At 67.9% G+C, this 25,943-nt stretch carries 31 protein-coding genes and 2 pseudogenes; 19 read left to right on the forward strand and 14 right to left on the reverse strand.

Annotated elements, in window-relative coordinates; genetic code table 11:
* Positions 1–49 precede the first annotated feature (49 nt).
* From ACIBQX_RS35565 to ACIBQX_RS35580, 4 genes and pseudogenes are all read right to left on the reverse strand, one after another.
* A pseudogene (locus ACIBQX_RS35565) lies at positions 50–271 on the reverse strand (IS5/IS1182 family transposase); the annotation flags it as partial.
* Between the two features lie 161 nt (positions 272–432).
* A complete protein-coding gene (locus ACIBQX_RS35570) occupies positions 433–657 on the reverse strand; it encodes a hypothetical protein (RefSeq protein WP_397012405.1) in 225 nt (74 codons plus the stop codon).
* A gap of 75 nt (positions 658–732) precedes the next feature.
* Positions 733–1,722, reverse strand: a complete 990-nt coding sequence (locus tag ACIBQX_RS35575; protein WP_397012407.1) for a hypothetical protein — start codon at positions 1,720–1,722, stop codon at positions 733–735.
* 651 nt (positions 1,723–2,373) lie between these two features.
* Positions 2,374–3,030, reverse strand: a complete 657-nt coding sequence (locus ACIBQX_RS35580; protein ID WP_397012409.1) for a hypothetical protein — start codon at positions 3,028–3,030, stop codon at positions 2,374–2,376.
* 67 nt (positions 3,031–3,097) lie between these two features.
* On the opposite strand from ACIBQX_RS35580, the gene ACIBQX_RS35585 reads away from it, so the two are divergent.
* From ACIBQX_RS35585 to ACIBQX_RS35600, 4 genes are all read left to right on the forward strand, one after another.
* On the forward strand, positions 3,098–3,769 hold the full coding sequence (locus ACIBQX_RS35585) for a TetR/AcrR family transcriptional regulator (RefSeq protein WP_397012411.1): 672 nt from the start codon (positions 3,098–3,100) through the stop codon (positions 3,767–3,769).
* 421 nt (positions 3,770–4,190) lie between these two features.
* Positions 4,191–5,135: a GlxA family transcriptional regulator gene (locus ACIBQX_RS35590; RefSeq protein WP_397012413.1), complete on the forward strand. Its 945-nt coding sequence runs from the start codon at positions 4,191–4,193 to the stop codon at positions 5,133–5,135.
* A gap of 17 nt (positions 5,136–5,152) precedes the next feature.
* Positions 5,153–5,914, forward strand: coding sequence for a hypothetical protein (locus ACIBQX_RS35595; protein WP_397012415.1), 762 nt, complete (start codon positions 5,153–5,155; stop codon positions 5,912–5,914).
* A gap of 189 nt (positions 5,915–6,103) precedes the next feature.
* Positions 6,104–6,295, forward strand: coding sequence for a hypothetical protein (locus tag ACIBQX_RS35600; RefSeq protein ID WP_397012417.1), 192 nt, complete (start codon positions 6,104–6,106; stop codon positions 6,293–6,295).
* 67 nt (positions 6,296–6,362) lie between these two features.
* Here ACIBQX_RS35600 and ACIBQX_RS35605 read toward each other — a convergent pair whose 3' ends face one another.
* Positions 6,363–6,497 (reverse strand): hypothetical protein, encoded by a 135-nt coding sequence (locus ACIBQX_RS35605; protein WP_397012895.1) that lies wholly within the window; start codon positions 6,495–6,497, stop codon positions 6,363–6,365.
* Positions 6,498–6,541: 44 nt separating this feature from the next.
* Here ACIBQX_RS35605 and ACIBQX_RS35610 point away from each other — a divergent pair, with 44 nt between their 5' ends.
* From ACIBQX_RS35610 to ACIBQX_RS35620, 3 genes are all read left to right on the forward strand, one after another.
* Entirely contained in the window at positions 6,542–7,207 is a 666-nt protein-coding gene (locus ACIBQX_RS35610) for an ATP-binding cassette domain-containing protein (protein ID WP_397012886.1), read from the forward strand.
* A gap of 23 nt (positions 7,208–7,230) precedes the next feature.
* The gene (locus tag ACIBQX_RS35615) at positions 7,231–7,371 is read left to right on the forward strand and encodes a hypothetical protein (RefSeq protein WP_397012419.1); all 141 of its coding nucleotides are present in this window, start codon (positions 7,231–7,233) and stop codon (positions 7,369–7,371) included.
* Between the two features lie 118 nt (positions 7,372–7,489).
* A complete protein-coding gene (locus ACIBQX_RS35620) occupies positions 7,490–8,494 on the forward strand; it encodes an ArsR/SmtB family transcription factor (RefSeq protein ID WP_397012421.1) in 1,005 nt (334 codons plus the stop codon).
* Between the two features lie 89 nt (positions 8,495–8,583).
* Here the strand turns inward: ACIBQX_RS35620 and ACIBQX_RS35625 are convergent, their stop codons facing one another.
* From ACIBQX_RS35625 to ACIBQX_RS35635, 3 genes are all read right to left on the reverse strand, one after another.
* Positions 8,584–9,684 (reverse strand): hypothetical protein, encoded by a 1,101-nt coding sequence (locus ACIBQX_RS35625; protein ID WP_397012423.1) that lies wholly within the window; start codon positions 9,682–9,684, stop codon positions 8,584–8,586.
* 191 nt (positions 9,685–9,875) lie between these two features.
* Positions 9,876–10,865, reverse strand: coding sequence for an AraC family transcriptional regulator (locus ACIBQX_RS35630; RefSeq protein ID WP_397012425.1), 990 nt, complete (start codon positions 10,863–10,865; stop codon positions 9,876–9,878).
* Positions 10,866–11,713: 848 nt separating this feature from the next.
* Positions 11,714–12,214 carry a hypothetical protein gene (locus ACIBQX_RS35635; protein ID WP_397012427.1) on the reverse strand — a complete coding sequence of 167 codons (501 nt, stop codon included), beginning with the start codon at positions 12,212–12,214 and terminating at the stop codon, positions 11,714–11,716.
* A gap of 334 nt (positions 12,215–12,548) precedes the next feature.
* On the opposite strand from ACIBQX_RS35635, the gene ACIBQX_RS35640 reads away from it, so the two are divergent.
* The 4 genes from ACIBQX_RS35640 (at position 12,549) to ACIBQX_RS35655 (ending at position 14,371) form a co-directional block, all read left to right on the forward strand.
* Positions 12,549–12,983 (forward strand): SRPBCC domain-containing protein, encoded by a 435-nt coding sequence (locus ACIBQX_RS35640; protein WP_397012429.1) that lies wholly within the window; start codon positions 12,549–12,551, stop codon positions 12,981–12,983.
* Entirely contained in the window at positions 12,970–13,347 is a 378-nt protein-coding gene (locus ACIBQX_RS35645) for an ArsR/SmtB family transcription factor (protein WP_397012431.1), read from the forward strand. The genes ACIBQX_RS35640 and ACIBQX_RS35645 overlap by 14 nt, the downstream gene beginning before the upstream one ends.
* Positions 13,344–13,727: a VOC family protein gene (locus tag ACIBQX_RS35650; RefSeq protein WP_397012433.1), complete on the forward strand. Its 384-nt coding sequence runs from the start codon at positions 13,344–13,346 to the stop codon at positions 13,725–13,727. The genes ACIBQX_RS35645 and ACIBQX_RS35650 overlap by 4 nt, the downstream gene beginning before the upstream one ends.
* A gap of 347 nt (positions 13,728–14,074) precedes the next feature.
* On the forward strand, positions 14,075–14,371 hold the full coding sequence (locus ACIBQX_RS35655; protein WP_397012435.1) for a hypothetical protein: 297 nt from the start codon (positions 14,075–14,077) through the stop codon (positions 14,369–14,371).
* 13 nt (positions 14,372–14,384) lie between these two features.
* On the opposite strand, the gene ACIBQX_RS35660 is transcribed toward ACIBQX_RS35655, so the two are convergent.
* Entirely contained in the window at positions 14,385–14,987 is a 603-nt protein-coding gene (locus ACIBQX_RS35660) for a response regulator (RefSeq protein ID WP_397012437.1), read from the reverse strand.
* Positions 14,984–16,216: a sensor histidine kinase gene (locus ACIBQX_RS35665; protein ID WP_397012439.1), complete on the reverse strand. Its 1,233-nt coding sequence runs from the start codon at positions 16,214–16,216 to the stop codon at positions 14,984–14,986. The genes ACIBQX_RS35660 and ACIBQX_RS35665 overlap by 4 nt, the downstream gene beginning before the upstream one ends.
* A 155-nt stretch (positions 16,217–16,371) precedes the next feature.
* Between ACIBQX_RS35665 and ACIBQX_RS35670 the strand changes: the two genes are divergently transcribed.
* Both ACIBQX_RS35670 and ACIBQX_RS35675 read left to right on the forward strand, forming a co-directional pair.
* A complete protein-coding gene (locus ACIBQX_RS35670) occupies positions 16,372–16,929 on the forward strand; it encodes a hypothetical protein (RefSeq protein WP_397012441.1) in 558 nt (185 codons plus the stop codon).
* Between the two features lie 95 nt (positions 16,930–17,024).
* Positions 17,025–18,023: a lysostaphin resistance A-like protein gene (locus ACIBQX_RS35675; RefSeq protein WP_397012443.1), complete on the forward strand. Its 999-nt coding sequence runs from the start codon at positions 17,025–17,027 to the stop codon at positions 18,021–18,023.
* A gap of 63 nt (positions 18,024–18,086) precedes the next feature.
* Here ACIBQX_RS35675 and ACIBQX_RS35680 read toward each other — a convergent pair whose 3' ends face one another.
* The 3 genes from ACIBQX_RS35680 to ACIBQX_RS35690 form a co-directional block, all read right to left on the reverse strand.
* Positions 18,087–19,322, reverse strand: a complete 1,236-nt coding sequence (locus tag ACIBQX_RS35680) for a low temperature requirement protein A (RefSeq protein ID WP_397012445.1) — start codon at positions 19,320–19,322, stop codon at positions 18,087–18,089.
* Positions 19,323–19,396: 74 nt separating this feature from the next.
* Entirely contained in the window at positions 19,397–19,729 is a 333-nt protein-coding gene (locus tag ACIBQX_RS35685) for a GNAT family N-acetyltransferase (protein ID WP_397012447.1), read from the reverse strand.
* Between the two features lie 163 nt (positions 19,730–19,892).
* Complete coding sequence (locus tag ACIBQX_RS35690) at positions 19,893–20,363, reverse strand: MarR family winged helix-turn-helix transcriptional regulator (protein WP_397012449.1); 471 nt, start codon at positions 20,361–20,363, stop codon at positions 19,893–19,895.
* 97 nt (positions 20,364–20,460) lie between these two features.
* Between ACIBQX_RS35690 and ACIBQX_RS35695 the strand changes: the two genes are divergently transcribed.
* From ACIBQX_RS35695 to ACIBQX_RS35720, 6 genes and pseudogenes are all read left to right on the forward strand, one after another.
* Positions 20,461–21,531 carry an LLM class flavin-dependent oxidoreductase gene (locus tag ACIBQX_RS35695; RefSeq protein ID WP_397012451.1) on the forward strand — a complete coding sequence of 357 codons (1,071 nt, stop codon included), beginning with the start codon at positions 20,461–20,463 and terminating at the stop codon, positions 21,529–21,531.
* Positions 21,528–22,205 carry an NADPH-dependent F420 reductase gene (locus ACIBQX_RS35700; protein ID WP_397012453.1) on the forward strand — a complete coding sequence of 226 codons (678 nt, stop codon included), beginning with the start codon at positions 21,528–21,530 and terminating at the stop codon, positions 22,203–22,205. The genes ACIBQX_RS35695 and ACIBQX_RS35700 overlap by 4 nt, the downstream gene beginning before the upstream one ends.
* Positions 22,202–23,185 (forward strand): pirin family protein, encoded by a 984-nt coding sequence (locus ACIBQX_RS35705; protein WP_397012455.1) that lies wholly within the window; start codon positions 22,202–22,204, stop codon positions 23,183–23,185. Before ACIBQX_RS35700 ends, ACIBQX_RS35705 begins: the two co-directional genes overlap by 4 nt.
* A 21-nt stretch (positions 23,186–23,206) precedes the next feature.
* A pseudogene (locus tag ACIBQX_RS35710) lies at positions 23,207–23,539 on the forward strand (FAD-dependent monooxygenase); the annotation flags it as partial.
* Complete coding sequence (locus tag ACIBQX_RS35715; RefSeq protein ID WP_397012457.1) at positions 23,494–23,865, forward strand: hypothetical protein; 372 nt, start codon at positions 23,494–23,496, stop codon at positions 23,863–23,865. The pseudogene ACIBQX_RS35710 and the gene ACIBQX_RS35715, both read left to right, overlap by 46 nt.
* A complete protein-coding gene (locus ACIBQX_RS35720; protein WP_397012896.1) occupies positions 23,811–24,119 on the forward strand; it encodes a TetR/AcrR family transcriptional regulator in 309 nt (102 codons plus the stop codon). Before ACIBQX_RS35715 ends, ACIBQX_RS35720 begins: the two co-directional genes overlap by 55 nt.
* Before the next feature lie 607 nt (positions 24,120–24,726).
* On the opposite strand, the gene ACIBQX_RS35725 is transcribed toward ACIBQX_RS35720, so the two are convergent.
* Complete coding sequence (locus ACIBQX_RS35725; protein ID WP_397012459.1) at positions 24,727–25,935, reverse strand: hypothetical protein; 1,209 nt, start codon at positions 25,933–25,935, stop codon at positions 24,727–24,729.
* Positions 25,936–25,943 lie beyond the last annotated feature (8 nt).

The raw sequence follows: 25,943 nt of genomic DNA on the forward strand, positions 1-25,943 counted from the left end.
GCCACTACCCGCGCAGTGCCTTGTGCAGGCCGGGACCTAGCGTTCTGCCCGCGAGCGGGATGCCGGTGGCGTCGGTGATCAGGTGGTGCTTGCTGCCGGCCCGTCCTCGATCGACCGGGGACGGGCCGGTCTGCGCCCCCCTTTCAGCGCTCTGATGTGGGAGGAGTCCACCGCGGCGCGGGAGAAGTCGAGAGCGTCGGCAGCGCGTAACCGATCCAGCAGCACCTCGTGCAGGCGCTGCCACGCCGGCCTTGTTCCACTCGGAAAGGCGGCTGTGGGTGCCGGATATTGTGTCACAGGGGCTGATCTGGGGTTTTGCTGTGTTCGATGGACCAGCTCCGGCAGTGCGCCTGCCGAAGATTCCATCCATGCAGGTCAAGCGGCATGGGTCCATGATCGTTTCCGGGGCGGTGCGCAGCGGGGCGGACTGGTTCAGGGCTTGGTGGGCTCGGTGCTGGTTGTGGAACCGTTCGTACTCGCGTAGGGCGTGCCGGACAGCGCTGGCGATGATTCGTGTTCTTGAGCCCCACAGGCTGGCATCGCCATCTGATGACGCAGGGTAAGTATCTCGACGTCCTTGTCCCGATCGCCCATCGACAGCAACCGCAGCGCAGCGAAGCTGTTCGTGACGGTCAGATAGGCCAGGCGTCCGGTCACGGGCGCCGCCTCCGGTGACTGAGCGAGATCACGGGCAGCCTGAGTGATCCATCAGCGGAATTGCCGGGCCTCGCGCTACTCCGGTAGTTCCAGCGAACCCGGACCAGCGCGCAGCGCATCTCCAAGACCCTGAGGAGCGTTGCATGAGGCGTGCTGCAGGGCAGCGAGCAGCGCGGTGGGCTCCTTGAACAGCGCTGGATTACGCTCCAGATGCGCGAGCTCCTTCTGGGTGAGTTCCCGCACCACAAGGGCACCTTCCACCTTCAGGAGCAAAATCGAGCCGATCATGATGGCCGCGCTGCCCTGCTCTGGGAGCGCCTGGATGAGATTGCTGACAGCGGCAGCCTTCTTCTCGTCGACTTCGGCCTGCGCCAGATGCAGGCCGTGCAGCTCGACAGCTCGCCTGACCTCACTCCCGATCTCCTGTGCGATCTGTGTGTTCGCCAGTTCCTTGCCGCGCAGGAACAACCTCCTGAACCAAGAGCCGCGGATAGCCGGTTCCCAGTCCACAGCCTCCGCCTCAAAGGCAGCGGCGAGCTCCCTGACAGCTTGCTCGACCCGCGAACTGCCGTCTGCGTCGTCGAGGTAGATGGTCACCGGTGCGAGCGTCGTTGAGGCTGCCCTGGCATGCTTGAGGTGATCATGAATTGCCAGGCCGATCGCGGCCTTCATCACGCTGTCGACGGGGACTGGACCAGGCCAGGCGATCTCACTTCGGACACGAGGGGCACCAAGGGCCCCTGAGGGAAGGACCTCGTCCGCCTCGTGACGTTGCCCCACAAGGTCACCCACCGCTTCAGCCACCAGTGTCGGGCTTGCGTCGCCGTCGAGGACGATCTCCCCGCCTTCGGTAATCAGATGGAATGCCATCTGAGGTCGCGCACCTAGCCAGGTAACGAGCACAAGCATGAAGTTGCTCACGTCGTCTGCGGAAGCGAACTCTGCCCGAAGACGTCTCCTGCCGGGGAGTATCTGCACGCTCTCGACGCTTCTCCTGAGCAAGCTACGAAAAGCCCGATAGTCCTGCTGGCTACCGCCGGTTGTCACAATCACCAATTCGGCCATTTACTTGCTCTCTCCCTCGCCGATTGCTTCCCATAACATGACATGGTGTGGCCCGAAAACTGAGTCATCGAATATCGGCTTCGTAACAGTGCAGGCATGCCGCTGTCTCTCGAATTGCTCACCGGCCGATGCAGGCCGCGTGCGCACGGGCGAGGGCGTTCTCCTTGTCGACGGCCGACATGAGGTTCTCGGGGCGCATCGCCGTCGCCGCCTCCACGAGCGTCCACGCGACGCCATGCCACTCGCCCCGGAGGTCCTGGACCTTCTGAGCCGCGGCTTCAAGCGGCGCCTGGTGTCTCGCCCGCCGGCGGTCCCAGCGTCGGATGGGGGCGAAGCCGGCGGCCGGATGGGGACGAGCATCCCGCCGACACTGAGGACACCGACGACGGTGGTCGCGGTGACGACCACGGTGACAGCCGCCATGACCGCGGTTCTCACCGCGGTGGACCAGTCTCGGCAACGGCCGCAAGCCAAAGCCGGTCCGGCGTGACCCCACCGCGGCCGACCACCGAACTGACGGCGCGCCGCCGCCCTGATCATGCACCGGAACCCGAGTTCATAGCACGGAACCGTATTTCCGAGCGGGACAGGGCGGTGGATGCGCAGGCGCGACGAACAACGTGGCCCGTCACGGGCGTCGGGGCCGGATGGCTACGCCGCCGTCGTACGGATCAGGCGGATGCCGTACAGAACTATCCAGACCACCCAGATCAGCCAGCCGGTGAGGCCGATGAGCCCGAGCGGGCTCTCCTCCTTGATGACCAGGGAGGCGAGGCTGGCCGAGGTGAATTGGAGTGCGGCGGCCAGGAAGCCCAGCCCGCCGTGCCATGGCCGGATGAACTGTGCGCGTAGGCCGGCCACGGAGAGGCCGAGGAGGGCGGTTGCCAGGAACGTGCCGTTGAGGGTGAGCAGCGCGTCATGTAACGCCCAGAGTCCGGTGGTGGCGGTGGTGTCGTGCGGAGCCGTCCTGGCCAGCGCGAGGCGAGCGGCGATGACGCCGGTGAAGGTGATGTTCTGCATGATCAGGCCGGCGAAGCCGACCAGCGACCAGGCCTCACCGCGCTTGCGCTCAGATGTCCACAGCGCGGCGACCGCGCCCGCACCGAACAGGGTCGCCAGCACCCAGGCGGCGGGGAGGAACCCGGACACAAGACCGACCAAGTCGCCGTGCTCGGCGAAGAACGCGTCGACCTCGGCCATCTCCGCGCCGGCCAGTGGCAGACCTGCGGGGGCCATGATCAGGTTGCCGCCCACGATCGTGATGGCGAAGCCGATGGCGGCGAAGCCACTGATCCGGGAGAAGCGCATGCGAAGCCTCCTTGTTTGCGTGCCTTATATTCATTATAAGCAGCGTAAACCCTTTAGGGTGCAGAACATGAGTGCAGAAGTGGGCCGACGGCGCTACGACTCGCTGCGCCGCGCAGCGCAGGCACTGGACACGCGGGCCGAGATCGCCCAGGCCGCGCGCCGGCTCTTCGTCGCCCGCGGCTGGGCGGCGACGACCGTGCGCGACGTGGCCCGCGAGGCGGGTGTCTCCGTGCCGACGATCTACTCGGTGTACGGGAACAAGGCCGGGCTGACCCGGGCACTGGCCGACGCCGCCGACCTGTCGGCCGACCTGCCGCAGCAGGTCACGCAGTTGGAAGCCGCGGGGGCGAGCCCTGAGCGGCAGCTGGCCGCGATGGCCGCCTACGACCGGCGGCTGTACGAGCGCGCCGGAGACGTCATCACACTGCTGCGCGAAGCCGGCCGCACCGAGCCCGAGTTGGCGGCGGTCTACCGCGACGGCCGCAGGCGGGCCGACGAGACCCGGGTGGCGGTGTTCTCTTCCTGGCCGGCTGGCACCCTCCGCCCGGGTCTGGAGGTACAGCACGCCGTCGATATCTACGCGGGCCTGTGCGGCATCGATGTCTACACCACGTTCACCGCCGAACGCGACTGGTCGCCCGATCGCGTTGAGCAGTGGTGGAGCGAGACGCTGGTCCGTGAGCTGCTCTCTTGCGGGTGCCACCGGTCGGGTCGCCCCGGGCGTCTCGCCCAGATCTAGTGCGCGAAGAACTTCACGACCCTTTCCCACTGAGCTCGGGCCTTCTTCCGACTCCGTAACCGCTTGTACTTGTTGCGCGACCAGCGCATCTTCCCGGTCTTCGCGCGCACACCTCCCGGCCGCCGGCCGAAGTTCACCCTGCCGCGACGCGTGGAGATCAAGAGATCGCCAGGTCCAAGCCACCGAGCACAGCCTGCCCTTCACCCGCTGGAGCCGGACCGAGCCGTCCGACTTCCTGGTGGCCGAGGGGGTGGTCGCCCAGGCGGCTCAAGCCGCGCCCGCCGATACAAGGCACCGAACGAGGGTCGCAACCAGATCCCCTTTCATGACATGCGCTCACCGCGTGTCCGGATCTGTGGGCTAGTGGTCCTTGTGGACATCTCCGGCGAGCCACAAGGCTGGTGGCGTGGGAGATGTGGTTGTGGCCGTCTATGACGGGGTGGTGCTGCTGGACGCGGCCGGACCGGTGCAGGTTCTGCACGGGTCCGGCGGTTACCGGATACGGCTCGCTTCGGTCGATGGACGGTCCGTGCGTACGGACATCGGAGTGCCTTTAGGGGTCGACCTGGCTTTGGACGACGTTGAGGGACCGGTCGACACGTTGCTCATACCGGGTTATGCGCACCCCGATGGTGACCGTCCCGGCGAGGCGTTCCTGGACCTGCTGCGCGACATCAGCCATCGTGCGCGCCGGGTGGCATCGGTGTGCACGGGAGCGTTGCTGCTGGCGGAGGCGGGCCTACTCGATGAGCGGCGGGCCACGACACACTGGGCCGCCAGCGCTGACCTGGCGTCCCGGTTTCCGCGGGTCGCCGTGGAACCCGATGCCATCTACGTTCGTGACGGGCCTGTGGTGACCTCGGCCGGCGTCACCGCTGGAATCGATCTGGCGCTCGCACTCGTCGAGGAGGACCACGGTCCGGACCTCGCCCGGGCGGTGGCCAAATACCTGGTCGTGTTCCTGCAACGCCCGGGCGGCCAGTCGCAATTCAGCGTTCGCGGGGCCGTCCCCACGCCACGCCATCCCGCGTTGCGCCGGCTTCTGGACGCGGTCGCGGCCGAACCGGCGGGAGAGCACACCCTCGCTTCGATGGCGGCCCGTGCCGCGGTGAGCGAGCGACATCTGACCCGGCTGTTCCGTCGCGAGGTCGGGCTCACCCCTGGTCAGTACGTCGAGCGGATCCGGGTTGAGGCGGCGCAGGTCCTCCTGGAGACCAGTGCCGCCGGCGTGGCCTCGGTCGCCCGCAGTTGTGGTTTCGGGTCGGACGAGACGATGCGCCGGACGTTCCTGCAGGTTCTGGGCACGACGCCGACCGCTTATCGCCAACACTTCCACACCTCCCACGCCATCCCGTTCACCAAATGACGTCTCAAGGAGACCGTATGAGCTCATTCCTGCCCCGCCGTACAGTGCTGGGAGCCGGCCTCGCCGGCGTAGCGGGTCTGGCGGTCGGTACACCCACCGCTTCAGCCGACGGCACCGGGGATCAGCACGCTGACCTCTCCTTACCCACCACGCGCATCGCCCGTGCGGCCCGGCAACTGGTGACGGACACGCAGCAGCCATACCTGCGCAACCACAGCCTGCGCAGCTTCCTGTTCGGCCGGGCAGCCGCCGCCCAGGCCGGTCGCCGACCAGGCCAGGACTACGACGCCGAAGTCATGTTCCTCATCTGCGTGCTGCACGACATGGGCCTGACCGAACGCGCCGCCACCAGCCAGCGATTCGAACTCGACGGCGCCGACTTCGCCGCCCGGTTCCTGGAGCAGCACGGCATCACCGACCGCCGCGTCGACACCGTCTGGGACGGCATCGCCCTGCACACCTCCTTCGGCTTCCATCAGTCGCCAGTGTTCGCGCGGCGCCGCCCGCCGGAGATCGTGATCGCCCAGGACGGCATCGGCATCGACCTGACCGGCGGCCCCGACCAACTGCCCGCCGGATATGCCGAACGCGTGCACGCCGCTTATCCTCGCCACGGCGGCGCCCGTACCTTGACCGACGCCATGATCAGGCAATCCCTCGCCGACCCGCGCAAGGCACCGCCCATGACCCTGCCCGGCGAGATCCTGCACCAGCGGCATCCTGAGGTTCCCTACACCACCTGGGAAGGCTTCCTCGACGCCAGCGGCTGGGACGACTGACGGCACGTCTCAACCCCTTGAGCAGTTGCCCTCGTCCGAACCCATGCACGAACGTGACTGCTTCGGATCGACGCAGTCGCCGCACCCCCTCGCGCTGGTCGCATGCAGGATTTCGCTGACCCCACCTCTTCCAGGATGCCTGACGCTTGCGCGCGAAGCTTCAGGCACCCTGAAGGACAGAAAAGATATGTGATCTTCTGGGTCACCGGCATCCTCGACAATCAGCTTGGCGACCTGTTCGCAGGCGAGTCTCACCCTGGTGTCAGCGCCGAGCTGCCGTTCAAGCACGGTTATCCGGTGACGCGGGGCGAGAATCTCCCCGTCCCGATCATCATGCCGTACTTGTTCTCTCTCCTGGTCGCCGGACACCGCGCACCCTAGGAGAAGACCTGCAACGACATGACCTGGGCGGATGGCATTATCGGCAGGCGGCGTCCCGGCGCAGCTGTCAGTGCGGTGACATCGTGCACAACCCGAGCCCGAGCAGGACCTCCGCGATGCGGGCCCCGTCGGCTGGATCCGCCGACAAGGCCTCCACGGGCAGCGGGCCGCCGTCGAGCAGACGGCGGCAGGCGTCGGCCACCTCGGGCGCGACATGGAACGCCCGGCCGCCGCCGGCCGGGCGAGATCGTCGCCTTCGTCGGCGCCAACGGCTCAGGCAAGAGCACGATGGCCAAGCTGCTCAGCGGCCTGTACCTCCCGGCTGCCGGGAAGGTGAGCTGGGGCGGTGTCCCGATCGAGCGGCTGCGCCGGCGAGAGGTGTTCGACCGCGTGGCGCTGGTCGCCCAGGACTTCGCCCGCTGGCCGGCCACCGCCCACGTCAACGTGACTCTTGGCCGTCCTGGCGACGCCGGGGACCGCGAGCGGCTGTGGCGGGCGAGCGTGGCCAGCGGGAGCGACGCCGTGGTCGCCGCCCTGCCCGCTGGATGGGAGACACTGCTGGCGCGGGAGTTCATGGGCGGGACCGAGCTGTCCGGGGGTCAGTGGCAGCGCATCGGCCTGGGCCGGGCCTGGTTCAGGGACGCGCCCGTGGTCGTCTTCGACGAGCCGACCTCGGCGCTCGACCCCAAGGCGGAGATCGAGATCTTCGAGCAGGTCGCCGGGCTGGCGACCGCCGGCCGGACGGTGATCCTCGTGACCCACCGGCCGGCGTCGGTGTCGCGGGCCGATCGCATCTACGTGTTCGATTCCGGCCGGGTCATCGAACATGGGAGGCACACGGAGCTCATGCGGGCTGACGGGCCGTACGCGTCCATGTACCGGCTGCAGGCAGCGCAATACACGATCGTCTGACCTCTTCGCGCGACATGCCCGCCATGCCGGTTCGGAAGCGCATCGTGGCGACCGTGATGACCGTTCTGGTCGAGGGCTGCGGTTTCGCGATGGCGACTGCTGGTGCGGCCGTCGCCGATGGTGACAGCGTGCGGATCACTCTTCTGGACAACCGGGACATGTAGTCCCATTTCCGCTGCAACCTCCGCTCGCCGCCGCCCTCTGTCACCCGTCTGCATCGGACGTTTCAAGTTTCGCTGAAGCATTCCAAGGGAGATGTGGCCTCTGTCTAAAGTCCTTCCTGTGGGGACCCACATAGCTACGAAGAGCAGTGTGTGGAGCGAGTTGCGGTTGAGCTCCACGCCACAGCTCCAGATCTCGATCTCGCCCAATCTGAGCGCACTCGCCGTGATCGCCGACGCCCTTGCGGGGCGCCGCCGTGGCCTGCCCGAAATGTGGCGTGAGGCGATCGCCTCACGGGTCGGCCCGCTCGGCCAGGACGCCGTACGCCCGCTGGCCGTACCCGGCAGCTCGATCGCGCCGGACAGCATCGTGCCGCGCTCCCCCACCGACGGCGATGTAACCGTGCAGTCGCAGGTCAGCGCCCTGCAGGACATCTCCCCCGACGCTCTGATCAAGGATCTGGAGCAGGCGTTCGGCCCGGGGACGCCGCCGTCGCACTGGCGCTCGGCGGCAGAGCGGCCCGGGCACTGGCTGCGCGGGTACGCCAGCGCCCTGGCCGACGTCTGGAACACCACGGAACCGCTGTGGAAACGCGCCCGCCCGCTACTCGACAGGGAGGTCGAGCGGGTGGGCGTCGCGGCGGTGCGAGGCGGCCACGAGCTGTTGCTGGGCGCGCTGAGCGAGCGCATCGTCTACGGCGAGCGCGGCCTGCTCATCTCCGACCTGGAGTCGAGCACGTTCGAGCTGGGCGACAGGAAGCTCGTTCTGGTGCCCATGTTGGCCGGCAAGGACGCCGTGATCGTCAGCCTGGACAGCCCGGACGCCGTCTGGATCGCCTACCCGGTGCCCGGCGCGGACTCGTTGTGGCGAAAGCCCGTCGCGCCCGCGGCGGACGAGCTGTCGGCGATCCTGGGCCCGGCCCGCGCACACCTGCTCTGTGCCCTGGAACAGCCCATGACCATGAGCATGCTGGCCACGGACCTGCAGATCGCGCCCAGCGGCCTGACGTACCACTGCGACCGGCTGGGCGCCGGACGGCTGATCATGCGGGAGCGCAGGGGCCGCGAGGTATGGATCACCCGCACCCGCCGAGCGGAGGACTTGCTGGAGCTGTTCCGCCGCTGACAGAGGCCGCAGCTGGGCGGATCACCGGGCGCGGGGCGCGACGGCTGCGGCGTCATCGGCGCCGGTATGACCCCCTGGCCGAGGGCCGGCTACCTGAAGGCGCGGTGGAGCTGGGTCATGGTGTGTTCGACGCGGCTCTTGTTGCCGACGACCACGTAGGTTTCGTAGGTGACCTTGTCTCCCTTGTCCATGGCTCCGCTGGGGCTGGTGACCTGGATGGTGTTCTCGCCGAAGTGGCCGTTGTAGTCCATGGGCGGGCGGGTCATCGTGTAGTAGTAGGCCTTGTCACCGAGAACGTCGGGCTTGACGTACATGCCGAGGCAGTAGTCGCCGTCGTCGGTACAACGGACCATGGGGTCCTTGCTCGTGTGCGAGTCCACGGGCTTGGGCGACAGGCGACCGGTGGCGGGGCTGTAGGAGAAGACCTTGGTGAAGTCCGGTTGCAGGTAGGCGACGAGGACGCCGTCGAAGTGATCGTGTCGTTCGTCGTCCGAGGTGATCGTGGCGGCGGCGCGAAAGACGTTCTCCAGCGTGGGCGCGTCGTGATCGGGGGCGAGCTCGATCGAGGTCTGCAGCCAGTACGGCGACAGGCCCATGGTGAACGGGACGCGCTTGTCCTGGTGGTCGGCGCTGCGGCAGTTGCCCCAGCCCGGTTTCGTGTCCGCGAGGGTGACGAACATCGCGGGCCTCACCGCCGTGCGGATGGAGCTGCCGGACCTGGCCATGGTGTAGAGCGCGCTGGTGCTGGGACCGTGGTAGGGCGGCGGCTGGCCTACGTCGTCCAGGCGAGTGCCGGCCTGCGTGGGGTTGTAGCACTCGGTCGACGCCTCACCCTGCTGCCAGGCGTGGAAGGCGTACTGGAAAGCGGCACCGTGGCCGCCGCTGGAGATGAACTCCTTGTTGTTCACCTTGACCGACGCGATCGCGCCGGCCAGCGCCGTCGACGTCGTGACCGCCAGCCTGTTGCGCTTGTCGACCAGAGCGGACGCCGTGACGTCCTGGAACGTCCGGTAGTAGTTCTTCTTCGTGGCGCATGCGGACTTGTACGTGAGCACGAAGTCGTTGTAGGCCGAGCTGCTGCGTGGCGGCGCCTCGCACGAGCTTGACGCGGCCGTCGCTGCCACTGGAGTGACTACCGCCGTCATGACCGTGACCGCGGCCAGTACGGCCCCCTGCCGGATAGATCTCATGCGCGAATCAAACCGGCATCCGGCGATGCGGCAGGATCCATTCGAAAAAAAGGGAAAATGTTTGGGGTCGCCGGTTCGGGAGGCCTATGTGCTGAGGGCATGATCGTGTGTACGGCGGAAGAAGCCGCTGATCGCCGTGTTCCGTGTCACCACCGGCCAACTGGCCTGCTCAGGTGGAGCGGCTGCCACGCTTACCGGTGTCCTTGCCGGGTGCTGGACGGCGGCCGGCCGTAGGTCTGCCTGTACAGGGCCGCGAAACGGCCGAGATGGGTGAATCCCCACCGGAGGGCCACATCCGTGACGGTTGTCTGGCTGCCCGTCTCGGCGATACGGACCAGATCGGCGTGGGCGTGAGCCAGCCGTACGGACCGGAGATAGGCCATCGGGGTGGTCTGCAAATGCTCGCGGAAGCCGAGTTGGAGAGTGCGGACGCTGACCCTGGCCGCGGCGGCGATGTCGCCAAGACAGATCGGTTCGCCAGCGTGATCTTCGCAATAGCGGGTCGCACGCCGAAGAGCGGAAGGGGTCCACGAGGCGGAGGGCTCACCGAGTTCGTGGGAGTAATTGTGGGACTGGGAGGAGAGCAAGGTGTGCAGCAGGAACTGCTCGAAGTGATGCTCGGCCGGCTTCGAGGCCGCGAAGGGCAACGTACCGACCGTACCGACCGACGACAGCATTCTCAGGGCGTGACCGAGCGCGCTGGTGGCATCCACCCCCGGTTCGAACCGCAGTCGCTTCTTGGGAGGATCACCCAGGTAAGCCTCAAGCGTCTCCTGCATGAGTGCCGACGGAATCTGCATCAGCATGACTTCGTGATCGAGGCTCCACCGCATGTCGATCTTCTGCTGGGGACCTATGAGGGAGATCGGTGCGGTAACGACCCTCCCGTTGAGCGTCACCTCGCCGGCCCCTCGCAACGGCATGATCACGTAGAAGTTAAACGACTCCGACGTACCGGTACGAATCTCTGCCCCATATGACGCGGTGTACAGAGCGATCTTTCCCCGGTGGAGAAGCCGGTATCGAGCGCCGTGCGGGTGCGACTTGATAATCCGAAGGTAGTAAGATGAGTAATGCTGCTCTAACATTTCGCGGAGCTGATCGACATCTGCGGTAACAGCCGGGTGGTTCATCGATGGGCCTGAGGCATACCCCAATCCCTGCGAATTCAAGTCTTTCATCGTGCTGATTTCCCCTACACACTCCGCCAACTGCCACGTCGACGCGAGTCGGTCAGCAGATTAGCGATAGATCGCGATATTGTAAATGTGAATCCGGACATTCAAAGTACTTTCAAATGGCGGGTTGTAGATGAACTTGCCCCTCGACTTCGCAGAGCTCCTGGTGCCTGCGGATCCGCCCTGCCGAGGGCCGATATCGTGCTGGACAACCATCGCGGCCACCGCTGAGCTGGCCGATGTGCTGCCGGCCCGTACCGCTTCAAACTTCGTGTACGCCCTTTGAGCTGGTGCTTCTTTAGAACGGCTACGCTGCTCGGTGATACTCGTTGATCGCTCCTCCGAGTATCTTATGGCGTTCGATCCGACCTTCCCCCGACACCACGACGTGCTCATCGTGGTCAGGTGACAGCTGGCCACGACCCTGATGCGGCCGATGGCCCTTGTAGTGGGCGAGATCTCGTTGATGAGGCCGCCAAGGATGGTCCGGCGGTGGACTTGGTGTGCGGCGAGGTCGACTGGGGATGGCGGTCCGGTTCCGGCCTGAGATGGGCCTAGCTGTCGGAGACTGCGGTGCGGCCGGGCGGTGTTGTAGTGCTCCAGCGGTGAACTGCCCGGCACTCCGGTGCCCCCAGGTCGGGTTCTCCCGCGCCATCCGCACGATCAGCGCCTTGACCGGCCGACGGATGCAGGGCCGTCCCGGGCGCCGCCGGTGCGGTTCGACCTGCCGGGTGGCCGACTCGCCGGTGGGGTGGCGTAGGTGAAGGTGAGGCGTTCGTCGTCGCGGCAGGCTTGGGCGATCACGGTGAGAAACCGGCCGGGGCGGACGATCCGCCCCAGCCGGCACCTTCTCAGGCTTCACAACCGCTTTCGGTCTCGGCGGCGCAGGTGTCGAACCCGCCCACCCCGTTGGCGACGTCCACCCCGCCGTTGCCGATCAGGGTGTCGTCCCCGGCACCGCCGTTGAACCCGTCCCGGCCGGACCCCCCGTTCAGGGTGTCGGAGCCGCTGCCGCCCAGAACGGACGACTGCAACGAGGTGTTGTTGGTGACCGTGTCATTGCCCCCGATCATGCCCGCGTCGATGAACTGCACGTTCGTCGAGCACGAGACCACGTTCGCCCCCTGGGTGGAGCACCCGGCTCCCGGGGTGATCCCCGAGGTGGAGTCGACCGTGAGCAGCCCGAACTGGAAGTCGATCCTGACAGTCTCCCCGACGGACGTCCCGACGATGAACAGCGTGCTGCCGCTGACATGGACGGACGTGGTCGAGGCGGCGTTCGCCGGGACCGCGGTCGCGAGCCCGGCGACGATGATCGCCAGTGCGGTGAGAAGACGTTGTACGAGCGACATTGAGGTTCCCCGTCCTTGGTCGTTTAGCTGACGGGGTTCAGGAAATCGTGTTCGCCGCCTACTGTCTGTGTCGAAATCCTCATGGCGCCAAGGATTCGGGGATCCCCCGGGGCGGTGGTATCGACGCCAACCTTCACCGCCCGCGTCAAGCGATATCCGCTGGTCACATTTCTGGGCCGCTCAAGCTCCGCGCAGGGGTGCCCCTCGCATGTTGGTTCATGCTCTTCGGCACGTCAGTAGTAAGTCGCCCTTCGAGCCGGCGACTTGCGGGCGACGATTGCAACCTGTAGGTTGCCATTGATGGCAACCTACAGGTTGCGAAGAAGGGTGGGGCATGGTTTCGGACGCGATCGAACGTGTGGCGGTGCTGCGGCACCCCGTCGAGCGGGTGTGGGCCGCGCTGACCACCGCGGAAGGGCTCTCGCGGTGGTTCGGCTCGGCGGCGGAGATAGATCTGCGGCCCGGCGGGCGAGCGTTCTTCCGTTGGGACGACCTCGGGGAGGAATCCGTCGCCACGATCATGGTGGTCGACCCGCCACGCCGTTTCGCGTTCAGGTGGGGAATCGAGGGCCTGCCGGAGGATGACGCACCCCAGACGCTTGTGGACTTCACCCTGGAGCCGGTACCGGACGGCACTCGGCTGCGCCTGGTGGAGAGCGGATTCGCCCAAGCCGCCGACGACGTGGCCCGGTCCGCCCACAAGGCCAACAGTCAGGGATGGGACACGGAGCTCGTCGACCTGGAGACCTACCTCGATGCGGCCGCCTGATTCAGAGGGGCAGGCCGTTGCGGTGTTCGCGGCGCTCACCGATCCGACGCGGCGGGCGCTGCTGGAGGAGCTCGCCCGCGCGGGTCCCGCAACCGTCACTGATCTGGCGCGGCGGTTGCCGGTCAGCCGCCAGGCGGTCGCCAAGCACCTCGGCCAGCTCGCCGAAGCGGGCCTGATCAGCACCGGCGAACCGGTCGGCCGCCGCCACCCCTACCGGTTGGAGCCAGCCGCTATCCGCACGGCCCAGGTTTGGCTGGCCAGGCTCGCCAACAGGTGGGATGACCGGCTGGCCGCGCTGGAACATGCACTGGACGCCACTGACACCGACGCCACCGACACGAACCAAGGAGTCGCGCAACAATGAACAAGCCTGAATTCACGGCCGGCCTGAACATCGCCATGAAGATCCCCAAGGCACAGTACGAGGCCACCGTGGCCTTCTACCGCGACACTCTGGGCTTCGACGTCAAGGAGGACGACGTCTCCTACGCTCCGACCGTCTCGAGAACTCATTCGGTGCGGTTCGGTCCCAATACGCTGTGGCTCGACTGCGTCGACAACTACAGCCAGCCCGACCTGTGGCTGCAGCTCCACACCGATGACCTGGACGCGGCGACGAGCAAACTGGCCGGCATCGGTATCCACCCGTGTGACGAGGTCGAGCCCCTGGAGAACCTCGATTCCAGAACCCACTGGATCAAGAATCCGGCCGGTGTCGTACATCTGCTCGCGGAGTCAGGCTGATCCTGATCTCCCGGTGAGGCATCCCCGTGAGGTGAGCAGCCACCCTCGGCGGTGGCGCGGAGCCAGACGCCCGGCTTCCCGAGTCGCTCAAGCTTCAATGACACATACCGACGGCCGTGGAGTCCAGTATGAGTGTTGCGCCGCTGCGAGCGGGAGTGGCATCGGCGAGGACTTATAGCGCGGCCAGGAAGGCGCGATCCTCGGGAGGGAATCTCGCCCTGCTGTCCGCGCCGAGCTGCCGTTCAAGAACGCTGATCTGGTGGCGCAAGGCAAGAATCTCGACGTCCTTGTCTCGATCTCCCAGGCGCACGAAGAGATCAGTCAGACAAGCAGGATGACCTGCATGGATGGCATCATCGGCAGGGACAGTGCCCGACTACTGCACGCGCGAAGGTCTGCCGTTCATCTCCTGGTGGCCGCTGGACATGGGAGCCCTCCTCCGGCCCGGCAGCCCGCTCGCCGGCATCGCGGAGCGAGCCGGTGCGACGCCGGCGCGGGTGGCCCTCGCCTGGTTGCTCGCCCGCGCCGAGAACATGGTGACGCCCCCAGGACGTCGTCGGTCGCGCACCTCGAGGAGAACGTCGCGGCCGGCGACGTGCGACTCCCCCGAACCGATCGCCGAACTCGACGCGCTCGTGGGGTGAGCCGCGGGGCCGATCAGATCCAGCCGCGCTCTTCCGCGAGGATTACGGCCTGCTGGCGGGTGTCGACGGCGAGCTTGCCCAGCACAGTGGAGATGTGGTTGCGGACGGTGCCGGGGGCGAGGGACAGGGTGCGGGCGATCTGTCCGGTGGTCTCGCCGTGCCGGGCGGCGCGGAGTACGTCGAGCTCGCGGTCGGTCAGTGGTGAGCGTTCGTCGCTCAGCGCGTCGGCGGCGATCTCGGGGTCGACGTACCGACCCCCGGCGGCGACGCGGCGGATGACGGCCGCGACCTCGTCGGCGGAGCGGGACTTGGGCAGGAACCCGGCGGCTCCGGAGGCCAGTGCTCGGCGCAGGACGCCGGGTCGGGCGTGGCGGGTGACGATCACGCACCGGGTGGCCAGGGTGCGGTTGAGCTTCTCGGTGACCTGGACGCCGTCCAGGTGCGGCATCTCGAGGTCGAGCAGGCAGACGTCGGGCTTGAGGCGTTCGGCGGCGGTGACCGCTTCGGCGCCATCGGCGCACTCGGCGACGACGTCGATGTCCGGTTCCAGGCGCAACAGCGCGGCCAGTGCGGAGCGGATCATGCCCTCGTCGTCGGCGAGCAGCACGCGGATCATCCGGCAACCTTTCCTTCGGCAGGGACTTCTTCGCCGGGGACCGTGACGACCACGGTGAATGTCTCGTCCTCGCGCCGTGCTTCGAGGTCTCCGCCTGCCCCGGCCGCGCGTCGCGCGAGTCCTTCCAGGCCGGCACCGCCGCCTGTGCTCTCCGGTGCGCTGTCAGCGACGTCGTTGGAGATCTCGTAGCGCCACGACCGGTCCGAGCGGGTGAGGGACAGGCGGGCCCACCGGCCGCCGCCGTGGCGCAGCACGTTCGTCGTGGTCTCCCGGATGACGGGTCCGAGGGCGGACGCCGGTGCCAGCGACGCGTCCGGATCGACGACGGCTTCGGCTTTCGTGCCCGCGGCGCGCAGCAGGTCGACGGCGTTGGCGAGCTCGTCGCTCAGCGGGACGGCGCGGAACCGGGTGGCCAGGTCGCGAGTGCCCTGCCGTGCGTCGTCGACGCTGGCGCGCGCGGCGCGTAGCTGTTCCATGCCCGCTTCGGGGTCGCGGGGCATGAGTCGTTCGGCGAGCTCGAGCTGGAGGGCGATGACCTGGAGGTGGTGCCCCTGCAGGTCGTGGACGTCCGTCGCCAGCCGTAGCCGCTCCTGGGTCGCGGCGAGCTTCGCCTCCGAGGCCCGGGCCCGGTCGAGGGCGACGAGCACGTCCCACCACCACAGCGAGGAGACGGTCATGGCCGGAAGGGTTACGGACAGGGAGATCAGCTGGAACCAGTTCGTGTCGGCGCTCGGTCCAAGGGTGAGGCGGACGTCGATCGCTGCCAGCGCGACGAGCAGGGCGGTCGCCGCCAGCACCACGCGAAGGCGTACCCCCGGCGGCCAGTTCAGCAGCACGAGCACCTGGATCACGGGCAGGACGCCCACCACCCAGACGCCTGTGACGAGCCCGGCCGCGAGACCGTAGGCCGCCGCGATCAGGAGCGGCGCGAGGTGGCGCCGCCAGTTCACCAGCGGCGTGTCAACCGTCCGATGCCGGTAGTCGAGCAGCGGGCGCAGCGTCGCGAGCCACCACAGCAGCCCGCCGACGCCGACGGCGGCGGCCGTGAGGTCGCCGATCCCGCCCTCGACGAGGGCGGTCACCAGGAGCAGGACGACGACCGGCTCGAAGAGCAGGACCGCCAGTGCGACATACCACCAGGTCGCGCTGATGCTCCGGGTGAGCCGTAGCGCGGTGCGGGCTTCCGCTGCCGCCGATACGGCGGCAGCGGACTCGGGCTGGCTGCTCATCCGCCCAAGCTACCGGCATGACACATGTCATGGATGCGGCGTGCGAAGGTCCCGGAAGGCGGTGACAGCGAGGCACTTCTGAGCTGCGTTCCCGAGCGGTGGACTGGAGTCAGGACGGAGGACACCCCGACGCCCACACCGACAGGGAGCACACCATGAGCCTCATCGACACCTTCCAGGACCTCGTCGGGCAGGTGCCGGACGTCGTCCAGTCGCTCGTCGTCGCGGCCGCGGGCGCCATCCCCTTCATCGAGGGCGAGGGCGGCGTCGTGATCGGCATCATCGGCGGCATCCCGCCTGTCGTCGCCGCGATCGCCGCGATGACCGGCAACTTCCTCAGCGTGGCCGTGCTCGTACTGCTCAGTTCCAGTGCGCGCGACGCCGTCGTGACCCGCCGCCGCGAAAAGGTCCTGGCGCGCGACGGCATGCCGGCCGGCAGCGACTCCACCCTGGCGGCGACGCCGGCCGAACGCTCCGACGGCTCTCGCCGCGCCGCGCGCCGCGCGAAGTTCCAGCACGCCTACGAGCGCTACGGCGTACCGGGCGTCAGCCTGCTCGGACCGCTGCTGCTGCCCACGCACTTCACGGCCACCATGCTCGCCGCCTCCGGCGTCGGCAAGACCCGCATCCTGATCTGGCAGGCACTCGCGATCATCGCCTGGACCACGCTCACCGCGCTGATCGCGAGTGGCGTCATGAACGCCGTCGGCTGAGAACCCGCTCTGTTCGGCGCCGTATCGCTCGATCCAGCAGCTGCTCCTACCCCGCGCACACCCTGTTGACGCACGCCTTCTCGAGGAGACACACCGTGGCCCACCTGTCCGAGACCTCGTCCGCCGCACCCTCGTCCGCCGGCGGCTCGGAGGGTCAGCCCGGATCGGTCCCTGAAGGCGCGCCGTATCACCGGGTGCTCGCGGAGGAGAAACGCCGCATCGGCCGCGGCATCCTCGCGATAGTGCTGCTGCACGCCGGCCTGGTGGGCTTCGGGGTTGCCTTCGCCCAGCTCGGGGGTCAGGTCGACCTCCTGCTCGGGCGGGACAGCGTCGTGACGAGCGGTACGGAGTTCACGCCGGTCACGATGGCCACCACCTATGCCTCCACCGCGCTGCTGATCCCCTGGAGCATGCTCATCCAGCGCTGGTTGTACGGCGTCAAGGGCGGTTCGCTCCACTCCGTCGTCGGGGCGTTCCGACCCGCGGTCCTCGGCCGCGCGATCCTCTTCCTTGCACCGGTCTGGGCGATCTACATGACGGTTTTCGCCGCCCTGGAGCCATCCCCGGCGGGAAGCTGGGCGGTTGCCGACCTGCTGTTGATGTTCGCGGTCACGATCGTCGTCGTTCCGCTGCAGAGCGCGGGCGAGGAGTACGGCTACCGTGGGCTGATCTTCCGGGTCGCCGGGAGCTGGGGCCGCGGACCGCGATCCGCTCTCACCCTGGGCGTCGTCGTCTCCGCCGTCCTGTTCGCCACGATCCACCTGTCCACCGACGTCTGGCTGAACCTCCAGTTCCTGGCTGTCGGCGTAGCGTTCGCGCTCATCACGTGGCGCACCGGCGGCATCGAGACCGCAGTCGTACTGCACGCTGCCAACAACGTCCTCGGGCTCCTGCTGGCGCTGGCGCTGCACGCTGACCTCGGCGCCTCGACGGACCGCTCGTCCGGTGTCGGCTCCGTCGTCTACCTGATCCCGGTCGTTCTGCTGGCGGTCATCACCGCGGCGGTCTGGTACCGCACCCGCCGCGACGGGCCGGCAGTCACCCCCATGCGCGCGTCGAGCCAGGACGCCCTGCCCACCGCTGGAGCCCGCTGAATGGCGGCGTGATGAGCGCGCAAGACCAGAAGCCGAGGCTGAGCTGAGGAGCCGGATCCGCCGTCAGCGTCGCGATGGCCGTCCGATGGTCGAGCGAGGCTGCGCGCCTGTCGCATCTGGCGGTGGTGGGGTCGGTGAGCTCACAGGTGGGTGCAGAACCAGGACAACGATCACGAGTACGAGGATCACGGCGGTCAGGGTGACGGGGACGGGGATCAACGGATCGCACAGGACAAGGACCGCCGCCAGCGGGACGACGGCGTTGACGAGCGGGTCGGCGTGGTCTCGGATCGCGATCCACCAGATGCCTGCCAGGAAGACCGCGATCGGTATGGTCACGGTGAAGGAGGCGACCATGTCGCTGAGCTCGCTGTGCCCGGTCAGAACGTCGATCTGGACCTCGATGCCCGCGGAGAACGCGCCGGCGGCGGCGAACACGAAGTAGTGGACGTAGCCGTAGCGCAGCGATCCGCGGAAGCTGGTGATGGACCGGTGGTGGGGCGGCCAGAAGTAGATCCACCACAGGGCGGCGGTCACGACGAACGTGAGCGCGGCGATCGAGATCAGCGGCCCGAGGGCATCGGTGTCGTGGACGGCCTCGATGAACGCGTTGGATGAGGCGAGCAGGCTCTCGCCGAGCAGGATGAGCGTGAACAGGCCGTAGCGCTCGGTGATGTGATGGGGGTGCCACGGGGTGGCGCCGCGTCTCTGGGCGATCACCGGGATCGCGATCTCGACGACGATGAGCAGGACCAGCGTGATCCTGCCCGGTACGTCGGGCAGCGTGAGCTGCAGGAGCCAGAGGACCTGGACCGCCGCGATACCCCCGGCGTAGACCTGGGCGGTGCGGCGGATGGACGCGTCAGAGCGTGAAGCGCGCAGCCACTGGGCGACCATGGCCAGGCGCATGACCACGTAGCCGAGGACCGGCAGGGTGTAGTCCGCGTCGGTGAAGGCGGGCTCGATCCCGGTGGCGAGCACGAGCACGCCGGCCATCTGGACGATGGTCAGCACCCGGTAGAGCCAGTCATCGGTGTCGAAGGACGTGGCGAACCAGGTGAAGTTCATCCAGGCCCACCAGATCCCGAAGAACACCAGACCGTACGTGACCAGGCCGTCGAGCACGTGCCCCTCGGTCAGGGCGTGGTGGAGCTGGACGGAGGCGATGCTCACTGCGACGACGAAGACGAGGTCGAAGAACAGCTCGAGCACGCTGGCCGACCGGCCCGGTTCGTGAGGGTCGCGGGCTGCCATCGGGATGAGGCGGAACCTGCTCGCCGGGGGCGGGGGTGCGGACATCGTCGCGGGATCCTTCCTGTCGCAAGCGCGAGAGGCGTCGTGGCGGATGGCTATGGTGCGCGCTCGTGCACGGTTCAGCGCAAAGCGCGGAGGTGCTCCCGGCTCACGGGGTCGGTGGCATCGTCGAAGTCGTGGTGCGTGGAGAGCCACTTCTTGACGTAGGGGCAGACCGCCACGATGCGATATCCGGCTTGGACGCTGGTCTTCAGTGCGGTGCGAGTGAGCGCGCCGGCGAGACCGCGGCCTCCGAATTCATCGAAGATCACCGTGTGGTAGAAGATGCGCTGTATCTCTCCGAAGTCCTTGTACACGGAGAACCCGGCGTGGGTGTCCTCGACGAGGACGTCGAAGCGGCTCATGTCGGGGTTGTCGCGGATGGTCACTTCTTGCTGGTTCTGATCGTTCATCGCTGTGGTCCTCTCGTTTCGGGAAGTGACGTATATGGGTTCACACCATGGGGTGACCGCCGGCCGTTGACTCAGTCGGGGTGAGGTCCTGTACGACGTCCCGATGCTCGACGATGCGACCCATCTGCATGGTCCTGGAAGCTCCCTTCTCGTGATGCACGCGCTACGGCTCGAGGCCGAGATGTCGGCGTAGCGCCTGAGTGGACTCGTCGACCTGTACCAGCTGTTCCGGGGAGAGCGCGTCGACGAAGAGCTCACGCACGTCACGCAGGTGCGGCACCGAGCTGCGCCGGAACGACTCCGCTCCGAGCTCGGTCAGCAGCACGTCGATGCCGTGGACGTCGTCGGGGCACGGGGCTCGGCGTACGAGCCCGCGCTTCTCCATCCGCCCCAGGTGGTGTGACAGGCGGCTGCGTTGCCAGCCGATCAGTTGGGCCAGCTCGGAGGAGCGCAACGTCCTCCGATCCGCCTCGCTCAGTACGAGCAGCACTCGATAGTCAGCGGAGGACAAGGACGACTCGCTCTGGAGCCGTCCCTCCAGGAGGGTGCGCAAGGTTTCGGCGGTCTCGATGTAGTTGCGCCAGATGCGCAGCTCCTCGCGCGTGGGCATCGTGCGGCGCTTCTTCTGAACCATGGCACCTCCGGGAATTGACACGTCAACTCTGCACGTTAAAGGATTGACACGTCAATCCCCCTCACGGTGAGACCCGGATCCCACAAGGAGCGAACCCATGATCGACAGCACCGCCGTCCAGTTCGGTATCGACAGTTTCGGTGACCTACCTCGCGACGATCAGGGAAACGTCGTCTCCCATGGTCAGGCGATCCGCGCTGTCGTGGACGAGGCGGTGCTCGCCGACCAGGTCGGCGTGGACGTCATCGCCCTCGGTGAGCACCACCGCCCCGAGTACTCGATCTCCACTCCCGAGACGGTGCTGGCCGGCATCGCCACCAGGACCGAGCGCATCCACCTCGCCTCGGGTGTGACAGTCCTGTCCTCCGACGACCCGGTGCGCGTCTTCCAGCGTTTTGCCACGGTCGACGCGCTGTCGAACGGACGCGCCGAGGTGATCCTGGGCCGCGGGTCGTTCACCGAGTCGTTCCCGCTGTTCGGGTATGACCTGGCTGACTACGAGATCCTCTTCGAAGAGAAGATCGACCTGTTCCACAAGCTGCTGGACGAGGGACCGGTCACGTGGGAGGGCACCACGCGCGCTGCGCTCAAGGACGCCGACGTGTTCCCCAAGACGGAGTCCGGGCGGCTGACGACCTGGGTCGGTGTGGGCGGGTCGCCCCAGTCCGTCATCCGTACCGCGCGGTACGGGTTCCGGCTCATGCTCGCGATCATCGGCGGCGCGCCCGACCGGTTCGCCCCGTACGTCGACCTGTACCGGCGCGCCACGGAACAGCTGGAGACCACCGCCTACCCGGTCGGGATGCACTCGCCCGGCTTCGTTGCCCAGACCGACGAGGAGGCCAAGCGACTTTTCTGGCCCGGCTACAAGGAGGTACGCGACCGCATCGGCGCCCTGCGCGGCTGGCCCCCTGTGCGGCGTGAGGAGTTCGAGGCCGACGTCGAGCACGGCTCCCTCTACGTCGGTTCGCCCGAGACCGTCGCGCGCAGGATGGCCCGTGCCATCCGCACGCTCGACGTCGGGCGCTTCGACCTGATCTACTCCGCCGCCGGCACCGTCTCGGCCGGCGACCGGCTGCGCGCCGTCGAGCTGTACGGCACCAAGGTGATCCCGATGGTGCGCGAGCTGCTCGCCGAGAAGCCCAGCACGCTGGAGGTGGCCCGATGACGGTGCGCACCGCCGTACGCACCATCGGCGTCCTCGGGGCCGGCAAGGTGGGCACGGTCCTGGCCCGCCTCGCTCTCGCCGCCGGGTATCGAGTACTCGTCGCGGGGTCGGGGGACCCCGCGAAGATCGCCCTCACCATCGACGTCCTGACGCCCGGCGCCACCGCCGTCTGGGCCGTCGAAGCCGTACGGGACGCCGACGTCGTGATCCTCGCCCTTCCGCTCAGCAAGTACCGCGCGCTCCCGACCGACGAGCTGCGCCACAAGCTCGTCATCGACACCATGAACCACTGGTGGGAGGTCGACGGGCCCCGCGAGCGGTTCCTCGAGCCCGGCATCTCCTCCAGCGAGGAGGTGCAGCATTTCCTCGACGGGGCACGCGTCGTCAAGGCCTTCAACCACATGGGGTACCACGACCTGGAGGACGAGGGCCGGCCCGCCGGGACACCGGGCCGCAAGGCGATCGCGGTCGCCGGTGACAGCGAGGCAGACGTCACCGAGATCGCGGCGCTCGTCGACGACCTGGGCTTCGACCCCGTGCCTATCGGACCTCTCGCCGAGGGTGTCCGACTCGAGCCGGGCACCGCCGCCTTCGGCGCCAACGTCCAGGCCGCCGAGCTCCGACTTCTGACCCGGACAGCCGTGCACAACACGATCGTGGAGTGGTCCAAGTGAGCAATCCAGAAGCGGCCTCGGAAGTGACGCGGTCCAGGACACAGGTCGGAAGCACCACCGGGGTCGAGGTGCTCTCGGCCCGCGACGTGCCCCTGGGCGGACCGCGGGCCTTGCAGGTGCGGCGCACGATTCCCCAGCGGGCTCGGACACTGATCGGCGCCTGGTGCTTCGCCGACCACTACGGACCGGTCGAGGTGCCGGCGGGCGGCATGGACCTACCGCCGCATCCGCACACCGGGCTGCAGACGGTGAGCTGGCTCTTCAGCGGCACCATCGAGCACCGCGACAGCCTCGGCACCCACTCGCTCATCCGTCCAGGAGAGCTCAATCTCATGACCGGCGGCCACGGCATCGCTCACTCCGAGGTCTCCACTGCGGACACCACGGTCCTCCACGGCGTCCAGTTGTGGGTGGCCCTGCCCGACGCGGACCGGGAAGCCGGGCGTGACTTCCAGCACCACGTGCCGGAGCCCGTGCGGATCGACGGGGCCGAGCTGCGGGTCTTCCTCGGCTCGGTGGAAGGCGAGACTTCTCCGGTGCGGACGTTCACACCCCTGCTGGGTGCGCAGGTCGACCTCGATCCGCACGCCACGGTCACGCTGTCCATCGACCCCGGATTCGAGCACGGCCTGCTCGTCGATGCCGGTGACGTACACCTGGACGGTACCGCGGTCCCCCCGGGGGAGCTCGGCTACGTGGCGCCGGGCGTCGGCATCCTGACGGTGACGAACCGCTCGGACGGCCCGGCACGCACCATCCTGCTCGGTGGCCCGCCGTTCGAGGAGGAGATCGTCATGTGGTGGAACTTCGTCGTCCGCGACCACGAGGAGCTCCTGCGAGCCCGCCAGGACTGGGAGGCCGCTTCGGACCGCTTCGGAAGCGTCGAGGGCTACCACGGGCACCGCCTTCCCGCGCCGCCGGTGCCGGACGTGATCATCAGACCACGGCGCAACCCGCCGGGCCGCACCGATCGGGCATGAGGAGCATCGCACCAACGACAGATCCTCCAACCCCGGTCATGCCCGCGGACCCGGGACCTCGCCCAGATCCCCGAGGCCTTCCGGCAAATCGCCGGCACCGACTATGGCATGAGCGAGCCGCGCTGGTTCTCCCGCTTCACCGCCGAACGCCGCCAGGCCCGCAGCTACCGATCGGGGCGGGTGTTCCTGGTCGGGGACGCCGCCCATGTGAACTCGCCCATCGGCGGCCAGGGCATGAACACCGGCATCCAGGACGCCATCAACCTGGGCTGGAAGCTTGCCGCCACTCTGCACGGCTGGGCCCCACCTTGGCTGCTCGACACGTACCACGACGAGCGGCACCCCGTCGGCTCGGCTGTCCTGGCCATGACCGACCACCTCACCGGGCTGGTGCTCAGCGGTTCACGCGTGCGCCTGGAGATCAACCGGCGCATCATGGCGACCCTGCTCCACACCACCCCCGGCCGCCGCCGCATCCTCGGCAGGCTGTCCGGCCTGGAGTTCGCCTACCCGCCCGGCACGCCAGACCCCTTGGCGGCACCACACCCGAGGCGACGCTGGTCCGCCCGGACGGCTACGTGGCCTGGGCCGGGGATCACACCCGTATCGAAGCGGCTCTGGTGAAATGGTGTGGCCCGGCCGACCACAGCAACAGGGAAGGAAACCATGCCGCCGCCTAACCCACAGAGCCGTCGATACCGTCGCCGCCGTACCGGCCGGCACCACCTCGCGCTACTTCCGCACCCGCGACGCGCTGCTCAACGGGGTCATCGAGCGGATCACTCACCGGCTCGGCGAACGCGTGGACGCCTACACCCTCCGGCCGATCTCGCCCGCCGATCTGGAGGAAGCGCTGGTCGCCGTCCTGACCACGATGCTGACCGACGCCCTGCACGGCCGAAGCGATCTCATCGGGGGTGCTCGCACGAAATGAAGCTCTCCACCATGTCGGTCACCAGCCCGGACCGGGCAGCGCAAGAGGCAAGTCGCGATGAGGAGGCTCATCGGCTGTCCCTTCCACGTGCAGTTGGTGGAATGAACACGCACTGACCCGCAGCCCGACATGTTGGTGCGGACAGTCGTTCAGGTCTTGTCGGCTGTCGGTGAACCGGCGATTAGGTATCGCACTGGAGCGGGAGAGGGACTCAAGCGACCAGCTCTTACGGTCCGGACATCTGCCCTGGCGGCCGGTCGGCGGGCGAGCCTGGGGCGATCAACCCGGTCTCGTAGGCGAGCACGACCGCCTGCACCCGGTCTGCACCCGGTCTCTGTGGCCGAGCTTGCCCAGGGTGTCAGCTCCGACAGGTCCCGGTGTACGGCTGGTTTGGCCTCGTCGCGGCGGGCGAACCGCTCGACCAGGCGGCGTGTGATCGCCGGTGCGAGCAGGGCGTCGCCCGCGCGCACCAGGTGACTTCGAGGCCGTCTATCTGCGGCATCCCGAACCTTGCTGCGTACCTGCGCTTGGTCGTCCACGGAACCCGCGCCTTGATCTGGTAGCCGCCGCTCTGCGGCCCGGCCTGCAGGGTGCCGCCGTACGGTGATCAGCCGATGGCGGGTTCGAGGCCGAAGTCACGCCAGGCCGTACCGAAGTCCTGGTAGATCAGACGCTTTCCGCTGCCGCCGCTCACGATGCCCTTGGCGATCACCCGGGGCTCGCCGGATTCGCCGGAGGCGAAGGTGAATACGGGGCCTCCACTGTCGCCGGGGCGTGAGGCCACCACGTTGGCGATGTTCTCGCCGAGGATCATGTCCGAGAGGCAGAGCCCGGGGATATTTGAGGGACAGTACGACATGGCGTAGGTATCGGTGTTGCGGGTGCCGCAGACGGTGCCGGAGGTGGCCCCGGACTGGCAAACGAGTTCACCGGGCCAGGCCCAGTCCCACCCGACCACGGCTTTGGACATCTCCACCGATTTGATCGCGTCCGCATCGCCGAAGTAGATCCGGCCTTCCGCGTTCGTGGGGATCAGCAGCAGGTCGTGGGCCGTGTGCTTGTTCCTGGCCCAGCCGAAGGTGACGGACAGGTCGCCGTTGGTGAACTCGTTCCCCCGTTGGCCGCAATGCCCGGCGGTCAGCATGCCCGCGCCGCCCGCCACCGCGAACCCCGCGCTGCATCCCGAGCCGGCCGTCTTGTTGATGATCCTCCCGCCGCCCCAGAAATCCATCGTGTCGCCCTGCCGCCAGGTGTGGGCCCGCCATTCGGGTGAAGTGATCACTTTGACCGGGAGGCGGCCGGCCAGCCGGACCAGCGTCGCGCGTATGTCGGCTTCCTTGGCGGTGGTCTCGACGGTGACGCCGCTGCCGTCCACGAGGTAGCGGATGGAGTGCAGAGAAGACTGCGGGTTGTCGCGCATGTCCGCCTCGAGAGCCGCCGCAGCCTTCGTGAGGTCGTTCTGTGAGTACGCGGCTCCGTGCACGCTGATCTTGACGTCCGTCGCCGAGTCGATGATCCTGCGGATCGGGTCGGGGAGCTTGCCCTTCCACCAGACGTCGAGCGCGGCTCCGTCGAGAGCGATGCCGGCGAGCCCGGTGCGACCTTCCTTCTCCACCGCCATTCTGATCTCGTGCGCCACCTCGGCGGCGGGCCGCTGCGCCAGCATCTCGGCGCGAATCGCCGCCGGGACGCCGAAGGACGCGTCGCCGGCGCGCCCCGTGGTCGAGGAAGCGGGCATGACCTGTGCGGAAACTGACTGCAGGACGGTGAGGACGGCGAGCGCGAAAACAGTGGCCGTCATGGTGATGCGTTTCATGCGTCGGT

Origin of the sequence: Nonomuraea sp. NPDC049714, from assembly GCF_044465295.1 — a bacterium.
Lineage (GTDB): Bacteria > Actinomycetota > Actinomycetes > Streptosporangiales > Streptosporangiaceae > Nonomuraea.

What these genes read in the sequence shown, in the direction of transcription:
- ACIBQX_RS35585 (WP_397012411.1), top strand. Translation starts at nt 3,098, where the DNA reads ATGAGTGCAGAAGTGGGCCGACGGCGCTACGACTCGCTGCGCCGCGCA.
- ACIBQX_RS35690 (WP_397012449.1), bottom strand. Translation starts at nt 20,363, where the DNA reads ATGGTTCAGAAGAAGCGCCGCACGATGCCCACGCGCGAGGAGCTGCGC.
- ACIBQX_RS35580 (WP_397012409.1), bottom strand. Translation starts at nt 3,030, where the DNA reads ATGCGCTTCTCCCGGATCAGTGGCTTCGCCGCCATCGGCTTCGCCATC.
- ACIBQX_RS35720 (WP_397012896.1), top strand. Translation starts at nt 23,811, where the DNA reads ATGGTGTGGCCCGGCCGACCACAGCAACAGGGAAGGAAACCATGCCGC.
- ACIBQX_RS35680 (WP_397012445.1), bottom strand. Translation starts at nt 19,322, where the DNA reads ATGTCCGCACCCCCGCCCCCGGCGAGCAGGTTCCGCCTCATCCCGATG.
- ACIBQX_RS35575 (WP_397012407.1), bottom strand. Translation starts at nt 1,722, where the DNA reads ATGGCCGAATTGGTGATTGTGACAACCGGCGGTAGCCAGCAGGACTAT.
- ACIBQX_RS35670 (WP_397012441.1), top strand. Translation starts at nt 16,372, where the DNA reads ATGAGCCTCATCGACACCTTCCAGGACCTCGTCGGGCAGGTGCCGGAC.
- ACIBQX_RS35640 (WP_397012429.1), top strand. Translation starts at nt 12,549, where the DNA reads ATGGTTTCGGACGCGATCGAACGTGTGGCGGTGCTGCGGCACCCCGTC.
- ACIBQX_RS35700 (WP_397012453.1), top strand. Translation starts at nt 21,528, where the DNA reads ATGACGGTGCGCACCGCCGTACGCACCATCGGCGTCCTCGGGGCCGGC.
- ACIBQX_RS35615 (WP_397012419.1), top strand. Translation starts at nt 7,231, where the DNA reads ATGCCGGTTCGGAAGCGCATCGTGGCGACCGTGATGACCGTTCTGGTC.
- ACIBQX_RS35695 (WP_397012451.1), top strand. Translation starts at nt 20,461, where the DNA reads ATGATCGACAGCACCGCCGTCCAGTTCGGTATCGACAGTTTCGGTGAC.
- ACIBQX_RS35635 (WP_397012427.1), bottom strand. Translation starts at nt 12,214, where the DNA reads ATGTCGCTCGTACAACGTCTTCTCACCGCACTGGCGATCATCGTCGCC.
- ACIBQX_RS35660 (WP_397012437.1), bottom strand. Translation starts at nt 14,987, where the DNA reads ATGATCCGCGTGCTGCTCGCCGACGACGAGGGCATGATCCGCTCCGCA.
- ACIBQX_RS35685 (WP_397012447.1), bottom strand. Translation starts at nt 19,729, where the DNA reads ATGAACGATCAGAACCAGCAAGAAGTGACCATCCGCGACAACCCCGAC.
- ACIBQX_RS35655 (WP_397012435.1), top strand. Translation starts at nt 14,075, where the DNA reads ATGGCATCATCGGCAGGGACAGTGCCCGACTACTGCACGCGCGAAGGT.
- ACIBQX_RS35645 (WP_397012431.1), top strand. Translation starts at nt 12,970, where the DNA reads ATGCGGCCGCCTGATTCAGAGGGGCAGGCCGTTGCGGTGTTCGCGGCG.
- ACIBQX_RS35650 (WP_397012433.1), top strand. Translation starts at nt 13,344, where the DNA reads ATGAACAAGCCTGAATTCACGGCCGGCCTGAACATCGCCATGAAGATC.
- ACIBQX_RS35665 (WP_397012439.1), bottom strand. Translation starts at nt 16,216, where the DNA reads ATGAGCAGCCAGCCCGAGTCCGCTGCCGCCGTATCGGCGGCAGCGGAA.
- ACIBQX_RS35630 (WP_397012425.1), bottom strand. Translation starts at nt 10,865, where the DNA reads ATGAAAGACTTGAATTCGCAGGGATTGGGGTATGCCTCAGGCCCATCG.
- ACIBQX_RS35725 (WP_397012459.1), bottom strand. Translation starts at nt 25,935, where the DNA reads ATGAAACGCATCACCATGACGGCCACTGTTTTCGCGCTCGCCGTCCTC.
- ACIBQX_RS35595 (WP_397012415.1), top strand. Translation starts at nt 5,153, where the DNA reads ATGAGCTCATTCCTGCCCCGCCGTACAGTGCTGGGAGCCGGCCTCGCC.
- ACIBQX_RS35625 (WP_397012423.1), bottom strand. Translation starts at nt 9,684, where the DNA reads ATGAGATCTATCCGGCAGGGGGCCGTACTGGCCGCGGTCACGGTCATG.